Below are 14,739 nucleotides of genomic sequence, written 5' to 3' on the forward strand. Positions count from 1 at the left end.
GTGTCTCCGGGCCGCGCCGCAGAAATCAGTGGCCCGGCTAGTCAATATCTCTGATCATATCCAAGATACCTTTGCGCAAACTGTCTCTCGCGTATTGAACAGTGAGAAGTGCCTGTTCAATCTCGTGATCATCGCCGCTGTCATAAGCCGCCTTAATCAGTTCGAACTGTGCGGTTTGGCTCTTAGCGAGTGCGTATTCCTCTTGTATATTATTGACTGGTTCTTTCCTTTTTTTGCTCGTTGTTGGTTGTGGAGTTTACTGCCTTGTTTGCATGCTACGCTGTCAAAAGGACACCTTTTCTGAAAATAGTGGCTACTTTAGCATGCGGCTATGTTTGATGCCCACAACAAAACAAGGGCCTTCTGCCATGAAAAAGGTCATTCCGGATGGTTCGCATCAGAACCGCGTGACCCACCAAGCGATTGAGGCTCAAATCGACTTTTCTCACCGGAGTATCAATATTCCCTCGTTTACATAGTGGCGAGAAAGCGCTTGATATTTCTACTCGAACGCTCTGCCTGTCGGGGCTAACTGATCGAAGCTATTAACGCGCTCCGTAGTAGCGCTAGTTAATACTATAACGACTTCGCAGCATATCTTTCTCACACGGTTTTTTGAGCTGCCCCTATTAGGGCAGATCTTCGGCTACTCATCTGTTTTCTTCTTTTGCGTTTGTATTGGTCGGTTCGTCTGGCTGGATAGATGAAGGAGTAGCCTTGAGGACCATCAAATTTCTACTCGTGTCGGATCCCAATGCGAAACAAGTGCCATGCGCATTAGTTCACAGAATACAAAAAGTAATTGCGCAATACAGGGCTGCCCAAAAGCGCATTAGAAATGATGAACACTTGGCCGATTTCGGAAGAGGTGATTTCACCAATGCGTTTGCGCGCAATCAGATGGGGTTACGTTAATCCGGCATGCCAACTCGTACAGAGGATCGCAAGTGAATGGAATTGTCACGTGCGCTAAGGAATCATTGGTTCTTCGATTCGAAAATCCGGGGTTAAGAATATCGATTCCTTTGGTTCAGCACCCCAAGAACAACGCTCAGAACCTTCGCAAGTGCAGAAACTGGGTAATATCTGGCTCGTAGCACGCTTTTTAATTTGTCTGCGTCCAAGCCTGTGTCATGACGCAAATTCTCGGGTTATCCACAATTATCTCCCGCCGGATATCAACAGTTTATCCCCGTCTAATTTTCATGCTGCAGTGCTATTTTCTTGCCCGAACAGGGTCCTGGTGCAAAAGTCTGGATACGGCTTCTGATCTTCGGAACAGGGGCTGGACGCAAAGGCCAAGGGGGCCACGGCGACAAAGGCAGGTTTTAGGATTTGTACTTGGTTGCAATGGTTTACCGGTAGTGGATCAGATAAACTGGGCTTCGGTTCGGATTAGGTGGTCGGCTTCTCAGATGGTCTGCGCGGGCTGCGACGCGACATAGCGCGTGTGGCAGTCGCCAATGCCTCTTCGGGGGCAGAGGCAACTGGATCGGGACGCCCCTCGGGCGGTTCGAACCGGCAAGGCGTCAGGAGTGTCCGTAAGGATGCATGCAAAGACCGCGTCTGAGCACCTGGCGCCTTTTCCTTTTTTAGAACTTAAGGTTCATACAGGCTACCACGCACAAACCTCCGGAACGGAACGGGGTTCTTTTGCTTGCGCAAAAGAACCCCGTAGAAGTGTCAGAAATGCAATGCCGCGTCTATGCACCTGTGCGGACGACACTACGCCTGTTGTTTGGGTCTGGCAACTACATATTGCGGATTAGGCGTTGCTAAACCGCAACATCCCGTCGCAATCAGATGTTTTCCTGAACGTCCTCAGCCGCGTTCTGGATAGCATCGCCTGCATTTTCGATGTCTTTGCCCGCACCCTTTGCGGTCTCGCAAGCGGTAAGTGTGAATAGGGCCAGGCCAATTAGAATTGCTCGGATCATCGATTGCTCCATAAGTGATTGTCTCGAATTGGGTAGCAGCTTTTATGTATCAGAGCCACTGATTTTAAAGGCTCCGTCGCTTACATCGCTCGTATAGCGAACGGCGCGTAAATACGAGCTCAAGACTACGGAGAAGGCCTTGGGCCCGTTTCCAGTTACACCTTGGATTTTAGCCAGATTTACAGGGATTAGCCTGCTTCCGGACTACAGAACAGCTCGTACACCACCTCAAGTATCCGCGCGGGTCTTTCGTCCGCTAATCGGTAGTAGATTGTCTTGCCCTCCCGTCTGGGAACGACAAGCCCCTCCAATCTGAGGCGTGACAATTGCTGTGAGACCGCCGCCTGCCGGGCCGACAGGAGCCGCTCTAATTCGGTCACGGATTTCTCGCCGGAAACAAGGTGGCACAGGATCATCAAACGCCCTTCGTGGCTGATCGCCTTGAGGAAATTCGACGCGCGAGTTGCGTTCTCAACCATCCGCTCAAGTTCGGTCTGTGACATATCTTCGGTCATTTGCGGCAAAGCCATGATCGTGTTCCTCGATTATATTCGCCCAAGTTCGAGATCGTCTGAAGTTACTAGGTTGAAAGTGCAATTGGTACAACTACTAGGCATGTATTACTATATGCACGGATCAAAATAACGTGATGTTATATGGTATATTCCTGTCGCTTTGCCAGACCTCTCGTGGAGGAGTTTCGGAAACCGAAGGAATTCCTCGGAACGCTCAGCCCCCCTTGCAGCCCCCCAGCAGCAGCACTAAGACTCGGGTAACTCTTCTTCGGGTAAAGTCCCGATCCATCGCAAAGCAGGCAGGTTCCGAATGTTCGATCCAGTTGAAACATATATGAACACTCTCGTCCCCATGGTCGTCGAGCAGACCAGCCGGGGCGAACGCGCGTATGATATTTTCTCGCGCCTTCTGAAAGAGCGAATTATTTTCATCAACGGACCGATCCACGATGGAATGAGCCATCTGGTCGTCGCTCAGCTGCTGCATCTCGAGGCGGAAAACCCGAACAAGGAAATCTCGATCTACATCAATTCGCCCGGTGGCGTGGTCACTAGCGGTTTGTCGATTTACGACACAATGCAGTATATCAAGCCGAAATGTTCTACATTGGTGATCGGTCAGGCGGCTTCGATGGGATCCGTTCTTTTGGCTGGTGGCGAGAAGGGAATGCGGTTTTCTCTGCCCAACAGCCGGATCATGGTGCATCAGCCCAGCGGTGGATATCAGGGTCAAGCCAGCGACATTATGATTCACGCAGCAGAGACCCAAAAGCTGAAGGATCGCCTGTATGATATCTATGTTCGCCATACGGGTCAGACAAAAAAGGCGGTCGAAAAGGCTCTGGATCGCGACAATTTCATGAGCCCGGAAGAGGCCAAGGAGTGGGGTCACATCGACGAGATCGTCGAGAGCCGCGCCAAAATGGACGGCGACGACGCCTAGGTTCAAATCCGCGCGCGTCAGGCGTGAGTATTGATTTTGAGATTGTAGCTGCCAGAGGGCTGGCCTAAGCTGCAGGCATATACGGCAAGCGCGGCCCCGAGACGGGCTGCTGAGACGGAGCCCGAGGGGTAAAGCATGGCGACGAATTCAGGCGGTGACGGCAAGAACACGCTTTATTGCAGCTTTTGCGGCAAAAGCCAGCATGAGGTGCGTAAGCTGATCGCAGGCCCGACAGTGTTCATCTGCGACGAATGTGTCGAGCTGTGCATGGACATCATCCGTGAAGAGACAAAGGCCAGCGGCCTGAAATCCTCGGACGGTGTGCCAACGCCCAAGGATATCTGCGAAGTGTTGGATGATTATGTGATCGGTCAGGCCACCGCCAAGCGGGTTCTGTCGGTTGCGGTACACAACCACTACAAGCGTCTGAATCACGCCCAGAAAGCGGGCAGTGATATCGAGCTTGCCAAATCCAACATCCTGTTGATCGGTCCCACCGGTTGCGGAAAGACCTTGCTGGCGCAAACGCTGGCACGGATTCTGGATGTGCCGTTTACGATGGCGGACGCAACCACGCTGACGGAAGCCGGCTATGTGGGTGAGGATGTCGAAAACATCATTCTTAAGCTGCTTCAAGCCAGCGAATACAATGTCGAACGCGCACAACGCGGCATCGTCTATATCGACGAAGTCGACAAGATCACTCGTAAGTCCGAGAATCCATCGATCACTCGCGATGTCTCGGGTGAGGGTGTGCAGCAGGCGCTGCTGAAGCTGATGGAAGGCACCGTGGCCAGCGTTCCGCCGCAGGGTGGCCGTAAGCATCCTCAGCAGGAATTCTTGCAGGTGGATACCACAAATATCCTGTTTATCTGTGGTGGTGCCTTTGCAGGCCTCGACAAGATCATTGCGCAGCGCGGCAAGGGCTCGGCTATGGGCTTTGGGGCTGATGTCCGCGACAATGACGAACGCGGTGTGGGCGAGATCTTCAAGGATCTTGAACCCGAGGATCTGCTGAAGTTTGGCCTGATCCCTGAATTTGTTGGCCGTCTGCCAGTTCTGGCAACGCTCGAAGATCTGGACGAAGATGCGCTGGTTACCATCCTGACCAGCCCCAAGAACGCTTTGGTCAAGCAATACCAGCGCCTGTTCGAACTGGAAGACGCCGAACTGGGCTTTACCGATGACGCGCTGAAAGCGATTGCGAAAAAAGCGATCGAGCGCAAAACCGGTGCGCGTGGTCTGCGTTCGATCCTCGAAGACATCCTGCTGGATACAATGTTCGAACTGCCGGGCATGAAGAATGTGACCGAAGTTGTGGTCAACGAAGAGGCGGTGACGTCAGAGTCGCAACCGCTGATCATCTACGCTGACACAGCTGAATCTGCTTCCGCTGGTTGAGCCGAGGCTGATTGCCCGCGGCACTGGTTAGGGGGCTCTGTCCCCGTCGCCGTTGGGCGACCCCCCGAGGTATTTATAGCCAGATGAAGCAGGGGTCCGCTCTTCATCTGGCTATAAATGCTTCGGAGCGCGAGGCAGAGCCTCGCATTGAATCGGCTTTGAGGTCATTGAGGCAATTTTAGTAGGCGACCATGGCAATCAAACGGATATCTTCTGGCGGCGAATTCGAGGCCAAGGCCGGCTATTGCCGCGCAGTTGTCACTAGAGGCTGGGTTCATGTCGCGGGGACTGTAGGTCAGGGGGACACGGTGGTTGACCAATGTCGCTCAGCTCTGTCGATTATCGAACATGCACTTATCGAGGCAGGCGCATCGCTCTCGGACATTGTGCGTGTCACTTATATGTTGCCGGATCGCACCGAGTTCGAACGTTGCTGGCCTGTTTTGGCCGAGACGTTTGGCGCGAACCCTCCTGCAGCCACGATGATTGAATGCGGGTTGATCGATCCGAAATATCGGATTGAAATTGAAGTTACCGCTATTCTGCCGGAATGACGCAGGCAAGCCCGGTGGCACTGGACCTCAGCGTGCCTTTGGTCCATATCTTCGGGGACAGAAATGCCGGAGGCAGCCGATGGGAATCCTGAACAGTCTTTTGCGGGCCGTGACCTGGTGGAACGGAGCCACCCTGAACACGCAGTTCTACACTGCGCGCAAAGGGATCAAGGTCGGCGAAGACGATGAAGGCAACGTGTTCTATCGTAACGCAGACGACAGCAAACGTTGGGTGATCTTCAATGGTGAGGCCGAGGCCAGCCGGATCGACCCTGATTGGCATGGATGGCTGCATCGCACTTGGGATGAACCGCCAACCGACAAACCTCTGGCCCACAAATCCTGGGAAAAACCGCATCAGGAAAACCTGACGGGAACCGCGCTGGCCTATGCTCCGGCAGGGTCGCTGCGCCGTGCTGATCCGGTAGAGCGCTCGGATTACGAGGCGTGGAGCCCGGAATAAGCAATGTCAGCTCATACCAAGACCGAAGTTATTGTCGGCGGTGCCGTGCTGGCCTGCGCCATTGCTTTTGGCGTCTATGCCAGCCAGTCCACTGGCCTGTCCCAGTCCAGCGCAGGATACGAGCTGGGCGCGTCTTTTCGTTCTCTTGAAGGTGTCGGCGTTGGAACTGATGTGCGCCTAGCCGGTGTGAAAATCGGTACAGTAACGGGCGTTACACTGAATTCTGACACCTACCGTGCCGATACACAATTTTCTGTGGCGGATGGCATTCTGATCCCGGATGACAGCGCAGTTGTGATTTCCTCAGAAGGGTTGCTGGGAGGCAATTTTGTTGAGGTGATGCCCGGCGGCTCTCCGTTCTATTTTGAGCCGGGTGATGAGATCGAGGACACGCAGGGCGCGGTCAGCCTGATCTCATTGTTGGTCAAGTTTGTGGCAGGGGACGGCAGCGAATGATCCGTGCGGCCCTCGCTGCGCTGCTGGCCACCGTGACTGCTGCGGCTGCACAGCAAAAGGTAGAATCCGGTCCGGGCGCCATGCTGCGCGGGCTGGATAAGGTTAGCGGGCAGACCTTGGATATCGAGGTTCAGAACGGACAGACGGCGACCGTGTTCGGGTTGGACGTTGCACTGGGCGATTGCCGCTACCCGGCTGACAACCCCACGGGCGACGCCTTTGCCTATCTGACAATTTGGGAACAGGGCAAGGCGCAGCAGCTATTTGACGGCTGGATGATAGCGACCTCACCCGCGCTGAACGCGCTGGACCATGCGCGTTACGATGTCTGGGTGATCCGCTGTATCACACCCTGAGGGGTCTGCTGCAGATCCGCGGTGAAATCTGCTTTTAGATCAATCGCTTGTTTCAACTCGCTGTGATAAACTGCACGCGGGATTTCGATCGCGCCTAATGAGGCCAGATGCGCGGTCAGAAACTGCGTATCGAATAGCGTAAACCCGGTTTGGCGCAACCGATCCACCAGATAGGTAAGTGCGATCTTCGATGCGTCCGTGCGGCGCGAAAACATGCTTTCGCCAAAAAAGGCTGCGCCCAGAACCACACCATAAACCCCGCCAATCAGCGAAGCACCCTCCCAGACTTCGAGGGAATGCGCGCGGTCGGCCTGATGTAGTTCCTGATACAGGCGGCGCAGTTCGGGATTGATCCAGGTTTCCGATCGGTCGGCGCAGCTATCCACCACGCCCGCAAAATCGCGATTGATGCTTATCGTGAACCCACACGTCCGCAAGCGACGCGCCAGACTGCGTGAAATGTGAAAGCCTTCCAGCGGGAAAACACCGCGAAACTTCGGATCGACCCAGAACAGCTCGGGGTCATCGCGGTGTTCGGCCATCGGAAAGATGCCGATGGAGTAGCCATGTAGCAGAAGTTCAGGGGAAAGGCTCATGCCGGGTGCCCCGGGACCAGAGGGCCGTAGCCCTCTGATCCCGTTTTCTTATTGGGCCATGTTCTCCGCAAGCCAGTGCTCCAGCCAGTGGATGTTATAGTCACCGCTATGCAAGTCAGGTTCCTGCAGCAGCGCGTGGAACAGCGGCACGGTGGTGTCGATGCCGTCGACGATTAGCTCTCCCAACGCGCGTTCCAGACGGGCCAATGCTTCAGCCCGGTCGCGGCCTTGCACGATCAGCTTTGCGATCAGCGAGTCGTAATACGGTGGGATCGAGTAGCCATCATAGAGTGCCGAATCCATCCGCACACCCAGACCACCCGGCGCGTGATAGGCCGTGATCTTACCGGGGCAAGGCGAGAAGTTCGGCAGTTTTTCAGCGTTGATACGAACCTCAATGGCGTGGCCGTTGATCTCCAAATCGTCCTGACCGAACGACATGTCCTCACCAGCGGCGACAAGGATCTGCTCTCGTACTAGATCGACGCCAAAGATGCCTTCGGTCACCGGATGTTCCACCTGCAGACGGGTATTCATCTCGATGAAGTAGAATTCGCCATTCTCATAGAGGAACTCGATGGTGCCAGCGCCGATATAGTTGATCTTGGCCACCGCGTCGGCGCAAACCTTACCGATCTTGGCGCGTTCTTCAGGGGTGATGCATGGGCCGGGGGCCTCTTCGAACACTTTCTGGTGGCGACGCTGCAGCGAGCAGTCGCGCTCGCCCAGATGAACCGCCTTGCCCTTGCCATCGCCAAAGACCTGAATCTCGATATGCCGCGGCGTGGTCAGGTATTTCTCGATATAGACCTCGTCATTGCCAAAGGCTGCTTTGCCTTCGGCGCGCGCGGTCATGAAGGCGCTTTCCATCTCATCTGCGGTCATCGCGACTTTCATGCCGCGACCGCCGCCACCGGCGGTGGCTTTGATTATGACGGGATAGCCGAACTCTTCGCCGATGCGCTTGGCATCTTCCAAGGTGGGAACGCCGCCATCGGAGCCGGGAACGCAAGGCACGCCCAGTTCCTTCATCGTGTCCTTGGCGGTGATCTTGTCACCCATGACGCGAATATGTTCTGCTGTGGGGCCGATGAAGGTGATGCCGTGATCTTCGACGATCTGCACGAACTCGGCATTTTCGGAGAGGAAGCCATAGCCGGGATGGATCGCCTGCGCGCCGGTGATTTCACAGGCCGAGATGATCGCGGGCACGGACAGATAGCTTTGCGGGCTGGGCGGTGGGCCAATGCAGACCGATTCGTCCGCCATGCGCACATGCATCGCGTCGCTGTCGGCGGTGGAATGCACGGCGACCGTCTTGATCCCCATCTCGCGGGCAGCACGGATCACGCGTAGGGCGATCTCGCCTCGGTTGGCAATCAGGATTTTGTCGAACATGGGCCCGCCTTACTCAACGATGACCAGAGGCGTGCCGAATTCCACGGCATCACCATCGCCGACCAGAATGCGCTTGATGGTGCCCGACTTGGGTGCGTGGATGTGGTTCATAGTCTTCATGGCTTCGACGATCAGCAGCGTGTCGCCTTCGGATACCGACGCACCAATCGAGATAAATGCAGGCGCGCCCGGTTCGGGCTGCATGTAAACGGTGCCGACCATGGGCGAAGTCACTGCGCCGGGGTGGCTGGCGGGATCGTCCATCGCAGCAGGCGCCTCTGCGGCTGGTGCGGGTACAGCAGCAGGTGCGGCTGCGGGTGCTGCCGCAGGAACCGCCACCTGAACCGGAGCGGCAACAGTCTGTGACATACGGCTGACGCGGACATTCAGGCTGTCGTCATCGCCATATTCGCGTTTGACCTGCAGTTCGGTCAGGTCGTTTTCGCGCAGCAGTTCGGCCAGTGCCTTGATAAACGCGACATCCGCTTCGTGTTTGGTATCTGTCATGAGTGTCCTCGAAGGTTCCCCTATGGCCCGTCTGTTCCCTGCGGGCTTGGTCTGATTACGCAGGGTTATAAGCTATGCAGACGCCCATGAAAAGCGTCGACTGAGCCCGTTAAATAGGGGGTTTCGCTTCAAGTTCGAGGGGCGCAGCAATTACAGCGGCGTCCCTGACAGTTTTGCCACCAGCTCGGGCAGCTTTCGAGCGCCATATTTCTCTAGAAGACGGGCGCGATAGGCCTCGATTGTGCGATAACTCAGCCCCAATTCGACGCCGATTTCTTTTGCAGACAGGCCGCGGCAGGACAGGATGGCGACTTCGCGTTCGCGGGTGGTCAATTGTACAAGTGGGCGTTCTTCCGAGATATCCGAAAAGCTCCATATCCCGTGACGAAACGGATCGTCGGGCGTAAGGGACCGCCCTCGTGCACGGCACCAAAACAGGTCCCCGTCGCGCCTCCGCATAACTCGTTCATCCGTATAGTACCCGGTGTCGCGCATCACTTGCAGGCTGCGTGCTCCAATCCGCTCCCAGTCGGCAACCGAGGGATAAAGATGTAGCAAGGGCATGTTGCGGTAATCAGCTTCATCCCCGCCAAAGGTCCGCGCAAATTGCAAATTGCACCGCCGGATGATCCGGTTCTCAAGCTCAACAAGGCCGATAGGGGCGTATTCGAAGGCGGGATCGCTCATGTACTTATCGTGACGGGTATTGCGTTGAATTAGAAGAGCAGGTGGCGGGAAAGGGTGGGTTTCTTTCTGTTGTCGCTGTCAAAGTTGTAAATCTTCTTTGATAATTCTTCGCCAAGGGTTAAAAATCATGCAGTTATTCTGCAAATCAGTTTGCAGTCGTCAAGGATACAAACAAGATGCGAGATACCCTTACCGGCAGCCGGATACGCGAAAGGCGGCAAATCTCGGGGTTGCGACAGGCGGAACTGGCGCGGCAGGTGGGGATTTCGGCATCGTATCTGAACCTGATCGAACACAATCGCCGTCGCATTGGTGGCAAGCTTCTGATTGATATTGCGGCGGCATTGTCAGTGGAACCATCGCTGCTGACGCAAGGGATAGAAGATACGCTCATCTCAGCCCTGCGCGAGGCGGCGGCAGATTCGGTTGGTCAAAAGGCCGAGGTTGACGGGCTCGAAGAATTCGCCGGGCGTTTTCCTGGCTGGTCCGGTGTTCTGGCACAGATGCATCGCCGCGTAGTGACATTGGAACGTACAGTCGAAACCCTTTCGGATCGTTTGACCCATGACCCACATCTGGCCGCTTCGATGCATGAGGTGCTGTCGACCGCTGCCGCCATCCGCTCAACTGCCGCGATTCTGGCCGAACCCGGAGAGATCGAGGCCGAATGGCGCGACCGCTTCCATCGCAATCTGCATCAGGATGCCGAGCGGCTCGCTGAAAGCTCCAAAGCGCTTGTGGCCTATCTTGATGACAGTGACGGGCAACGCGATCTGCGTGGCATCCCCCTTGATGCGGTCGAGGCCTTTTTTGCTGAACAGGGATATCATTTCCCGGAACTCGAAGCCGGAGGGGAATTAACCGATGTGCTGCTGGATGGGCTCGAGTCCTCCGCCGCCAACGCCGTAGCCTCGGGCTTGCTGAACCTTTACGCAGCCGATGCGCTGGCCATGCCGTTGGATCAGGTGCGCTCCGCGCTTGATACAACAGATCCTGACCCGCTGGCCCTGGCGGCAGCATTTTCGGTGGATTTGGTTACGGTGCTGCGACGGTTGGCCTTTCTGCCCGAAGGCACGCTGGCACGTCCTGCAGGGCTGGTGATCTGCGACGCCTCGGGCAGCGTTCTTTTCTATAAGCCTGCGCCGGGCTTTGCCCTGCCGCGCCATGGCGAGGCGTGCCCGCTCTGGCCTTTGTTCACGGCGCTGAACCGTCCTCTGGTGCCGATCCGCAAGCGCGTCGTGCAGCTTGGTCGCACCGCCGCCCAGTTTGAATGTTTCGCCATCGCCTCCCCCCAACCGGCTGAGGCGTTCGGAGCCGAGCCGGTCTACCGTTCGGTCATGTTGGTGCTGCCGGTTGAAGACACCGTGCGGCCGACGGAGAACGCGGCGCAAGTCGGGGTCAGTTGTCGGATTTGCCCCAAACGAGATTGCGGCGCACGTAGGGAACCGTCGATCTTGAGCGAAGGGTTTTGACAGTTTCGTGACGCTGCGCTTAAGCTGGTCTGGACAGGTGGCCGGACGTGCAACCGGTCCTGGGGAGGAAGTACAAATATGAGCCGTAAGGTTCTGTTGATCGAGGATGAACCCAATATCACCGAGGCGATCCGTTTTTTGCTGACCCGTGAAGGGTGGCAGGTTGAAACGCATGCCGAGGGAACGGACGCGGTGCAGGTAATCCTGTCCGCTCAGCCCGATTTGGTGATTCTGGATGTGATGTTGCCGGGTAAAAGCGGAATGGATGTGCTGCGTGATCTGCGCGAGCATGAGGAGATGAAGGCATTGCCGGTCCTGATGCTGACTGCGCGCGGGCAATCCCGTGACCGGGAGATGGCCGAACAGGCCGGGGTCAGTCGTTTCATGACCAAGCCGTTCTCGAATGCCGAGGTTTTGACGGCGGTGCGTGACCTGCATGCGCAGGCGTCACAGTCATGAATTCGCCGGACGACGGCAAAGGCCGGCCCTCGCCGGCCCGACCGTCTCTGTTTCTCGAGCGGCAGGGTTATCGTCGGCGCAGACTGGCGGATGCGGCGCGGCTGCTGCCATTTCTGGGGGCCGCCCTGCTTGCGCTACCGCTTCTGTGGCCTGATGAAAGTGAAAGTGCCGAGGCGTTGTCGCTTTCCTCAGCCATGTTCTACATCTTTGCCTGCTGGGGGGGGCTGATTCTGATCAGTGTGGTCTTTGGCATTGCTGCCAGGCGTATGGCAGCACGCGAGAACGCCGAGCCCGGGGCCGAGTCATGGCGACGCTGAATGTCCTGATCCTGGTCTGTCTGGGCTACGTAGTGCTGCTGTTCGGCGTGGCCTTTACCGCGGATCGGGTTGCGGCACGTGGAGGCGGGAAATGGCTTCGGTCCCCGCTGATCTATACGCTGTCTCTGTCGATCTATTGCACCGCCTGGACATTCTATGGCGCGGTCGGCAACGCCGCGCGTTCTGGACTGGAATTTGTGACCATCTATTTGGGTCCAACTCTGGTAATGATCAGCTGGTGGTGGGGCCTGCGCAAGTTGGTTCGTATCGGACGCAGCCAGCGCGTGACCTCCATCGCTGACTTGATCTCGTCGCGTTACGGTAAGTCCAACACCCTGGCGGTTTGCGTGACGATCTTGGCGGTGCTGGGTGGCACGCCGTATATCGCGCTGCAATTGCAGTCGATCACGCTGTCCTTTTCGATCTTTGCCGAGGCTGATCCAACCGGCCTTTACCGCGAGGGATCCAGCGTGTTCTGGGTAGCTGCCGGTCTGGCGGTCTTTGCGATCCTCTTCGGTACTCGCAATCTGGACGCAAACGAGCGCCACCACGGCGTTGTCACGGCTATTGCCTTGGAATCAGTTGTTAAACTCTTTGCTCTGCTGGCGGTTGGTATCTTTGTCGTCTGGGGCGTCGCGGGGGGGCTGGGGCCGATGATGGACCAGATCGACGCGTCTGAGATTGGTCAGTGGCATGTGGATGCCGGGCGCTGGACCACTTTCATCTTCCTCTCGGCAGCGGCATTTGTCTGCCTTCCAAGGATGTTTCAGGTCATGGTGGTCGAGAATGATGACGAAGGCCATCTGCGCACTGCAGCCTGGGCCTTTCCGCTTTATCTGCTGCTTATGAGCCTATTTGTGGTGCCGATCGCGGTGGTCGGGCTGGACCTGATGCCTGAGGGATCGAACCCGGACCTGTTTGTGCTGACCGTGCCGCTGTCGCAGGGCAATGACTGGCTGGCGATGCTGTCATTTATCGGCGGGTTCTCCTCGGCTACGTCGATGGTGATCGTCACGGCCATGGCGCTGTCGACTATGGTCTCGAACCACGTGGTCATGCCGATCTGGCTGAATACGCAGGAAGGCACCGCGTCGGTATCCGGTGATGTCCGGACCATCGTTCTGATGGCCCGCCGTGTCTCGATCGCTGTGATCATGGCACTGGGCTATTTCTACTACAGCTTGTCAGGTGGCGGGGCTGCACTGGCTTCAATCGGTCTGGTGGCCTTTGCCGGGATCTCTCAGATCCTGCCCGCTCTGGTGGGTGGTTTGTTCTGGCGCGGTGCGACCAGAACCGGGGCGTTGGTGGGGCTCAGTGTTGGGTTCTTCCTGTGGATTTATACTCTGCTGCTGCCCGGCATGGAAGGTGGTATCATCCCGGCGTCGGTGATCGAAAACGGACCTTTCGGTTGGGGCTGGCTACGCCCGCAAGCGCTCTTTGGGATCGAAGGAATTGATCCGATGGTGCATACAGTCATGTGGTCGCTGTCACTGAACACAATCGCCTTCTGCGTCGCTTCGATGCTCAGCTTTCCAAGCCCGTTGGAACGCCTGCAGGGTGCACAATTCGTCAATGTCTTCGACCATTCGGTTTCGGCGCGCGGCTGGACCGGGTCAGTCGCGCAAAGCGAAGATCTGATGATCATGACCCAGCGGATTTTGGGCACCATTCCCGCGCAGGAATTCTTTCAGGCCGAAGCGGAACGGCAGAATGGCCGGCCTGGACGTCTTCCCGAACCAACTCCGCAGTTTCTGGAACGGCTGGAACGTGAACTCAGCGGTTCGGTAGGTGCCGCAACCGCCCATGCGATGATTGGTCAGATCGTGGGTGGTGCGTCTGTTTCGGTCGAGGACCTGCTGGCCGTAGCCGACGAATCCGCTCAGATGCTGGAATATTCCAGCCAGCTCGAAGCGAAATCGGCTGAACTCAGCCGCACTGCGCGCCAGTTAAGGGAGGCCAACGCCAAGCTCACCCAAGTATCAAAGCAGAAAGACGCCTTTCTCAGTCAGGTCAGCCACGAATTGCGCACGCCGATGACCTCGATCCGCGCATTTTCCGAAATCCTGCGCGACGCCGAGGGCCTGAGCGCAGAAGAGCAGACCCGCTATGCTGCGATCATTCATGACGAGTCGCTGCGTCTGACCCGGCTGCTGGACGATCTGCTGGATTTGAGTGTCCTTGAAAGCGGGCAGGTCAGCCTGAATATGGATGACGCAACGCTGAACGAGGTATTGGATCGCGCAGTCTCAAGTGCTCTGGCAGGCAGTGATCGCAAGATTTGTGTGCGGCGGGTGCGCGCCAACGAACGCATCCCGCTCTACACTGATCTGGATCGGCTGGGGCAGGTCTTCATTAATTTGATCTCGAATGCTCAGAAATACTGCGACGCTGATGAACCGGTGCTGACGATATCGGCCCATGATGTTGGCGGGCAGATGGTGATTGATTTCATCGACAATGGCAGCGGCATCCCAACCGAGGCCCAATCGCTGGTGTTCGAGAAATTTGCCCGCGTTGGCTCGGACAAGGCAGGTGGGGCCGGGTTGGGTTTGGCGATTTGTCGCGAGATCATGCAGCGCCTAGGGGGCGAAGTCGCCTATTTGCCTGGGCAGGCAGGAGCCGCCTTCCGTGTCAGTCTGCCTCTTGCTTATCGGCAGGCCGCGCAATGAGGATGTCAT

16 protein-coding genes are annotated in these 14,739 nt (G+C 56.7%); 10 read left to right on the forward strand and 6 right to left on the reverse strand.

The genetic code is table 11. The annotated features are described in order from the left end of the window. Nucleotides 1-1,799: 1,799 nt before the first annotated feature. Together ACR0JR_RS11815 and ACR0JR_RS11820 are read right to left on the reverse strand one after the other, a co-directional pair. A complete protein-coding gene (locus ACR0JR_RS11815) occupies nt 1,800-1,937 on the reverse strand; it encodes an entericidin A/B family lipoprotein (RefSeq protein ID WP_010443271.1) in 138 nt (45 codons plus the stop codon). Between the two features lie 188 nt (nt 1,938-2,125). Further along, nucleotides 2,126-2,467 carry an ArsR/SmtB family transcription factor gene (locus ACR0JR_RS11820; protein ID WP_480456298.1) on the reverse strand — a complete coding sequence of 114 codons (342 nt, stop codon included), beginning with the start codon at nt 2,465-2,467 and terminating at the stop codon, nt 2,126-2,128. Between the two features lie 295 nt (nt 2,468-2,762). On the opposite strand from ACR0JR_RS11820, the gene ACR0JR_RS11825 reads away from it, so the two are divergent. From ACR0JR_RS11825 to ACR0JR_RS11850, 6 genes are all read left to right on the forward strand, one after another. After that, complete coding sequence (locus ACR0JR_RS11825) at nt 2,763-3,395, forward strand: ATP-dependent Clp protease proteolytic subunit (RefSeq protein ID WP_170476663.1); 633 nt, start codon at nt 2,763-2,765, stop codon at nt 3,393-3,395. 135 nt (nt 3,396-3,530) lie between these two features. Then, nucleotides 3,531-4,796, forward strand: a complete 1,266-nt coding sequence (gene clpX, locus ACR0JR_RS11830; RefSeq protein ID WP_170775098.1) for an ATP-dependent Clp protease ATP-binding subunit ClpX — start codon at nt 3,531-3,533, stop codon at nt 4,794-4,796. A 191-nt stretch (nt 4,797-4,987) separates the two neighbouring features. Then, a complete protein-coding gene (locus ACR0JR_RS11835; protein WP_480456299.1) occupies nt 4,988-5,350 on the forward strand; it encodes a RidA family protein in 363 nt (120 codons plus the stop codon). Between the two features lie 79 nt (nt 5,351-5,429). Beyond that, complete coding sequence (locus ACR0JR_RS11840; protein WP_010443266.1) at nt 5,430-5,813, forward strand: NADH:ubiquinone oxidoreductase subunit NDUFA12; 384 nt, start codon at nt 5,430-5,432, stop codon at nt 5,811-5,813. Between the two features lie 3 nt (nt 5,814-5,816). Further along, the gene (gene mlaD, locus ACR0JR_RS11845) at nt 5,817-6,269 is read left to right on the forward strand and encodes an outer membrane lipid asymmetry maintenance protein MlaD (RefSeq protein ID WP_010443265.1); all 453 of its coding nucleotides are present in this window, start codon (nt 5,817-5,819) and stop codon (nt 6,267-6,269) included. Continuing rightward, nucleotides 6,266-6,625: a DUF2155 domain-containing protein gene (locus ACR0JR_RS11850; protein ID WP_480456300.1), complete on the forward strand. Its 360-nt coding sequence runs from the start codon at nt 6,266-6,268 to the stop codon at nt 6,623-6,625. The genes mlaD and ACR0JR_RS11850 overlap by 4 nt, the downstream gene beginning before the upstream one ends. Here ACR0JR_RS11850 and aat read toward each other — a convergent pair. The 4 genes from aat to ACR0JR_RS11870 all read right to left on the reverse strand — a co-directional run bounded on the left by aat (nt 6,589) and on the right by ACR0JR_RS11870 (nt 9,813). Then, nucleotides 6,589-7,221: a leucyl/phenylalanyl-tRNA--protein transferase gene (gene aat, locus ACR0JR_RS11855; RefSeq protein ID WP_480456301.1), complete on the reverse strand. Its 633-nt coding sequence runs from the start codon at nt 7,219-7,221 to the stop codon at nt 6,589-6,591. The two genes, ACR0JR_RS11850 and aat, sit on opposite strands and share 37 nt — an antisense overlap. A gap of 48 nt (nt 7,222-7,269) precedes the next feature. After that, on the reverse strand, nt 7,270-8,619 hold the full coding sequence (gene accC / locus ACR0JR_RS11860) for an acetyl-CoA carboxylase biotin carboxylase subunit (RefSeq protein ID WP_039534085.1): 1,350 nt from the start codon (nt 8,617-8,619) through the stop codon (nt 7,270-7,272). A 9-nt stretch (nt 8,620-8,628) separates the two neighbouring features. Further along, nucleotides 8,629-9,126, reverse strand: coding sequence for an acetyl-CoA carboxylase biotin carboxyl carrier protein (accB, locus tag ACR0JR_RS11865; RefSeq protein ID WP_480456302.1), 498 nt, complete (start codon nt 9,124-9,126; stop codon nt 8,629-8,631). 150 nt (nt 9,127-9,276) lie between these two features. Then, nucleotides 9,277-9,813 (reverse strand): helix-turn-helix domain-containing protein, encoded by a 537-nt coding sequence (locus tag ACR0JR_RS11870; protein ID WP_010443260.1) that lies wholly within the window; start codon nt 9,811-9,813, stop codon nt 9,277-9,279. Nucleotides 9,814-9,989: 176 nt separating this feature from the next. Between ACR0JR_RS11870 and ACR0JR_RS11875 the strand changes: the two genes are divergently transcribed. The 4 genes from ACR0JR_RS11875 (at nt 9,990) to ACR0JR_RS11890 (ending at nt 14,730) form a co-directional block, all read left to right on the forward strand. After that, nucleotides 9,990-11,285 carry a helix-turn-helix transcriptional regulator gene (locus ACR0JR_RS11875; RefSeq protein WP_170775086.1) on the forward strand — a complete coding sequence of 432 codons (1,296 nt, stop codon included), beginning with the start codon at nt 9,990-9,992 and terminating at the stop codon, nt 11,283-11,285. 78 nt (nt 11,286-11,363) lie between these two features. Continuing rightward, nucleotides 11,364-11,744, forward strand: coding sequence for a response regulator transcription factor (locus ACR0JR_RS11880; protein ID WP_010443258.1), 381 nt, complete (start codon nt 11,364-11,366; stop codon nt 11,742-11,744). Further along, nucleotides 11,741-12,061: a hypothetical protein gene (locus ACR0JR_RS11885; protein ID WP_170476649.1), complete on the forward strand. Its 321-nt coding sequence runs from the start codon at nt 11,741-11,743 to the stop codon at nt 12,059-12,061. The genes ACR0JR_RS11880 and ACR0JR_RS11885 overlap by 4 nt, the downstream gene beginning before the upstream one ends. Further along, nucleotides 12,049-14,730, forward strand: coding sequence for an ATP-binding protein (locus ACR0JR_RS11890; RefSeq protein ID WP_480456303.1), 2,682 nt, complete (start codon nt 12,049-12,051; stop codon nt 14,728-14,730). The genes ACR0JR_RS11885 and ACR0JR_RS11890 overlap by 13 nt, the downstream gene beginning before the upstream one ends. Nucleotides 14,731-14,739: the final 9 nt, after the last annotated feature.

It is taken from the genome of Ruegeria sp. AA3 (assembly GCF_056542905.1).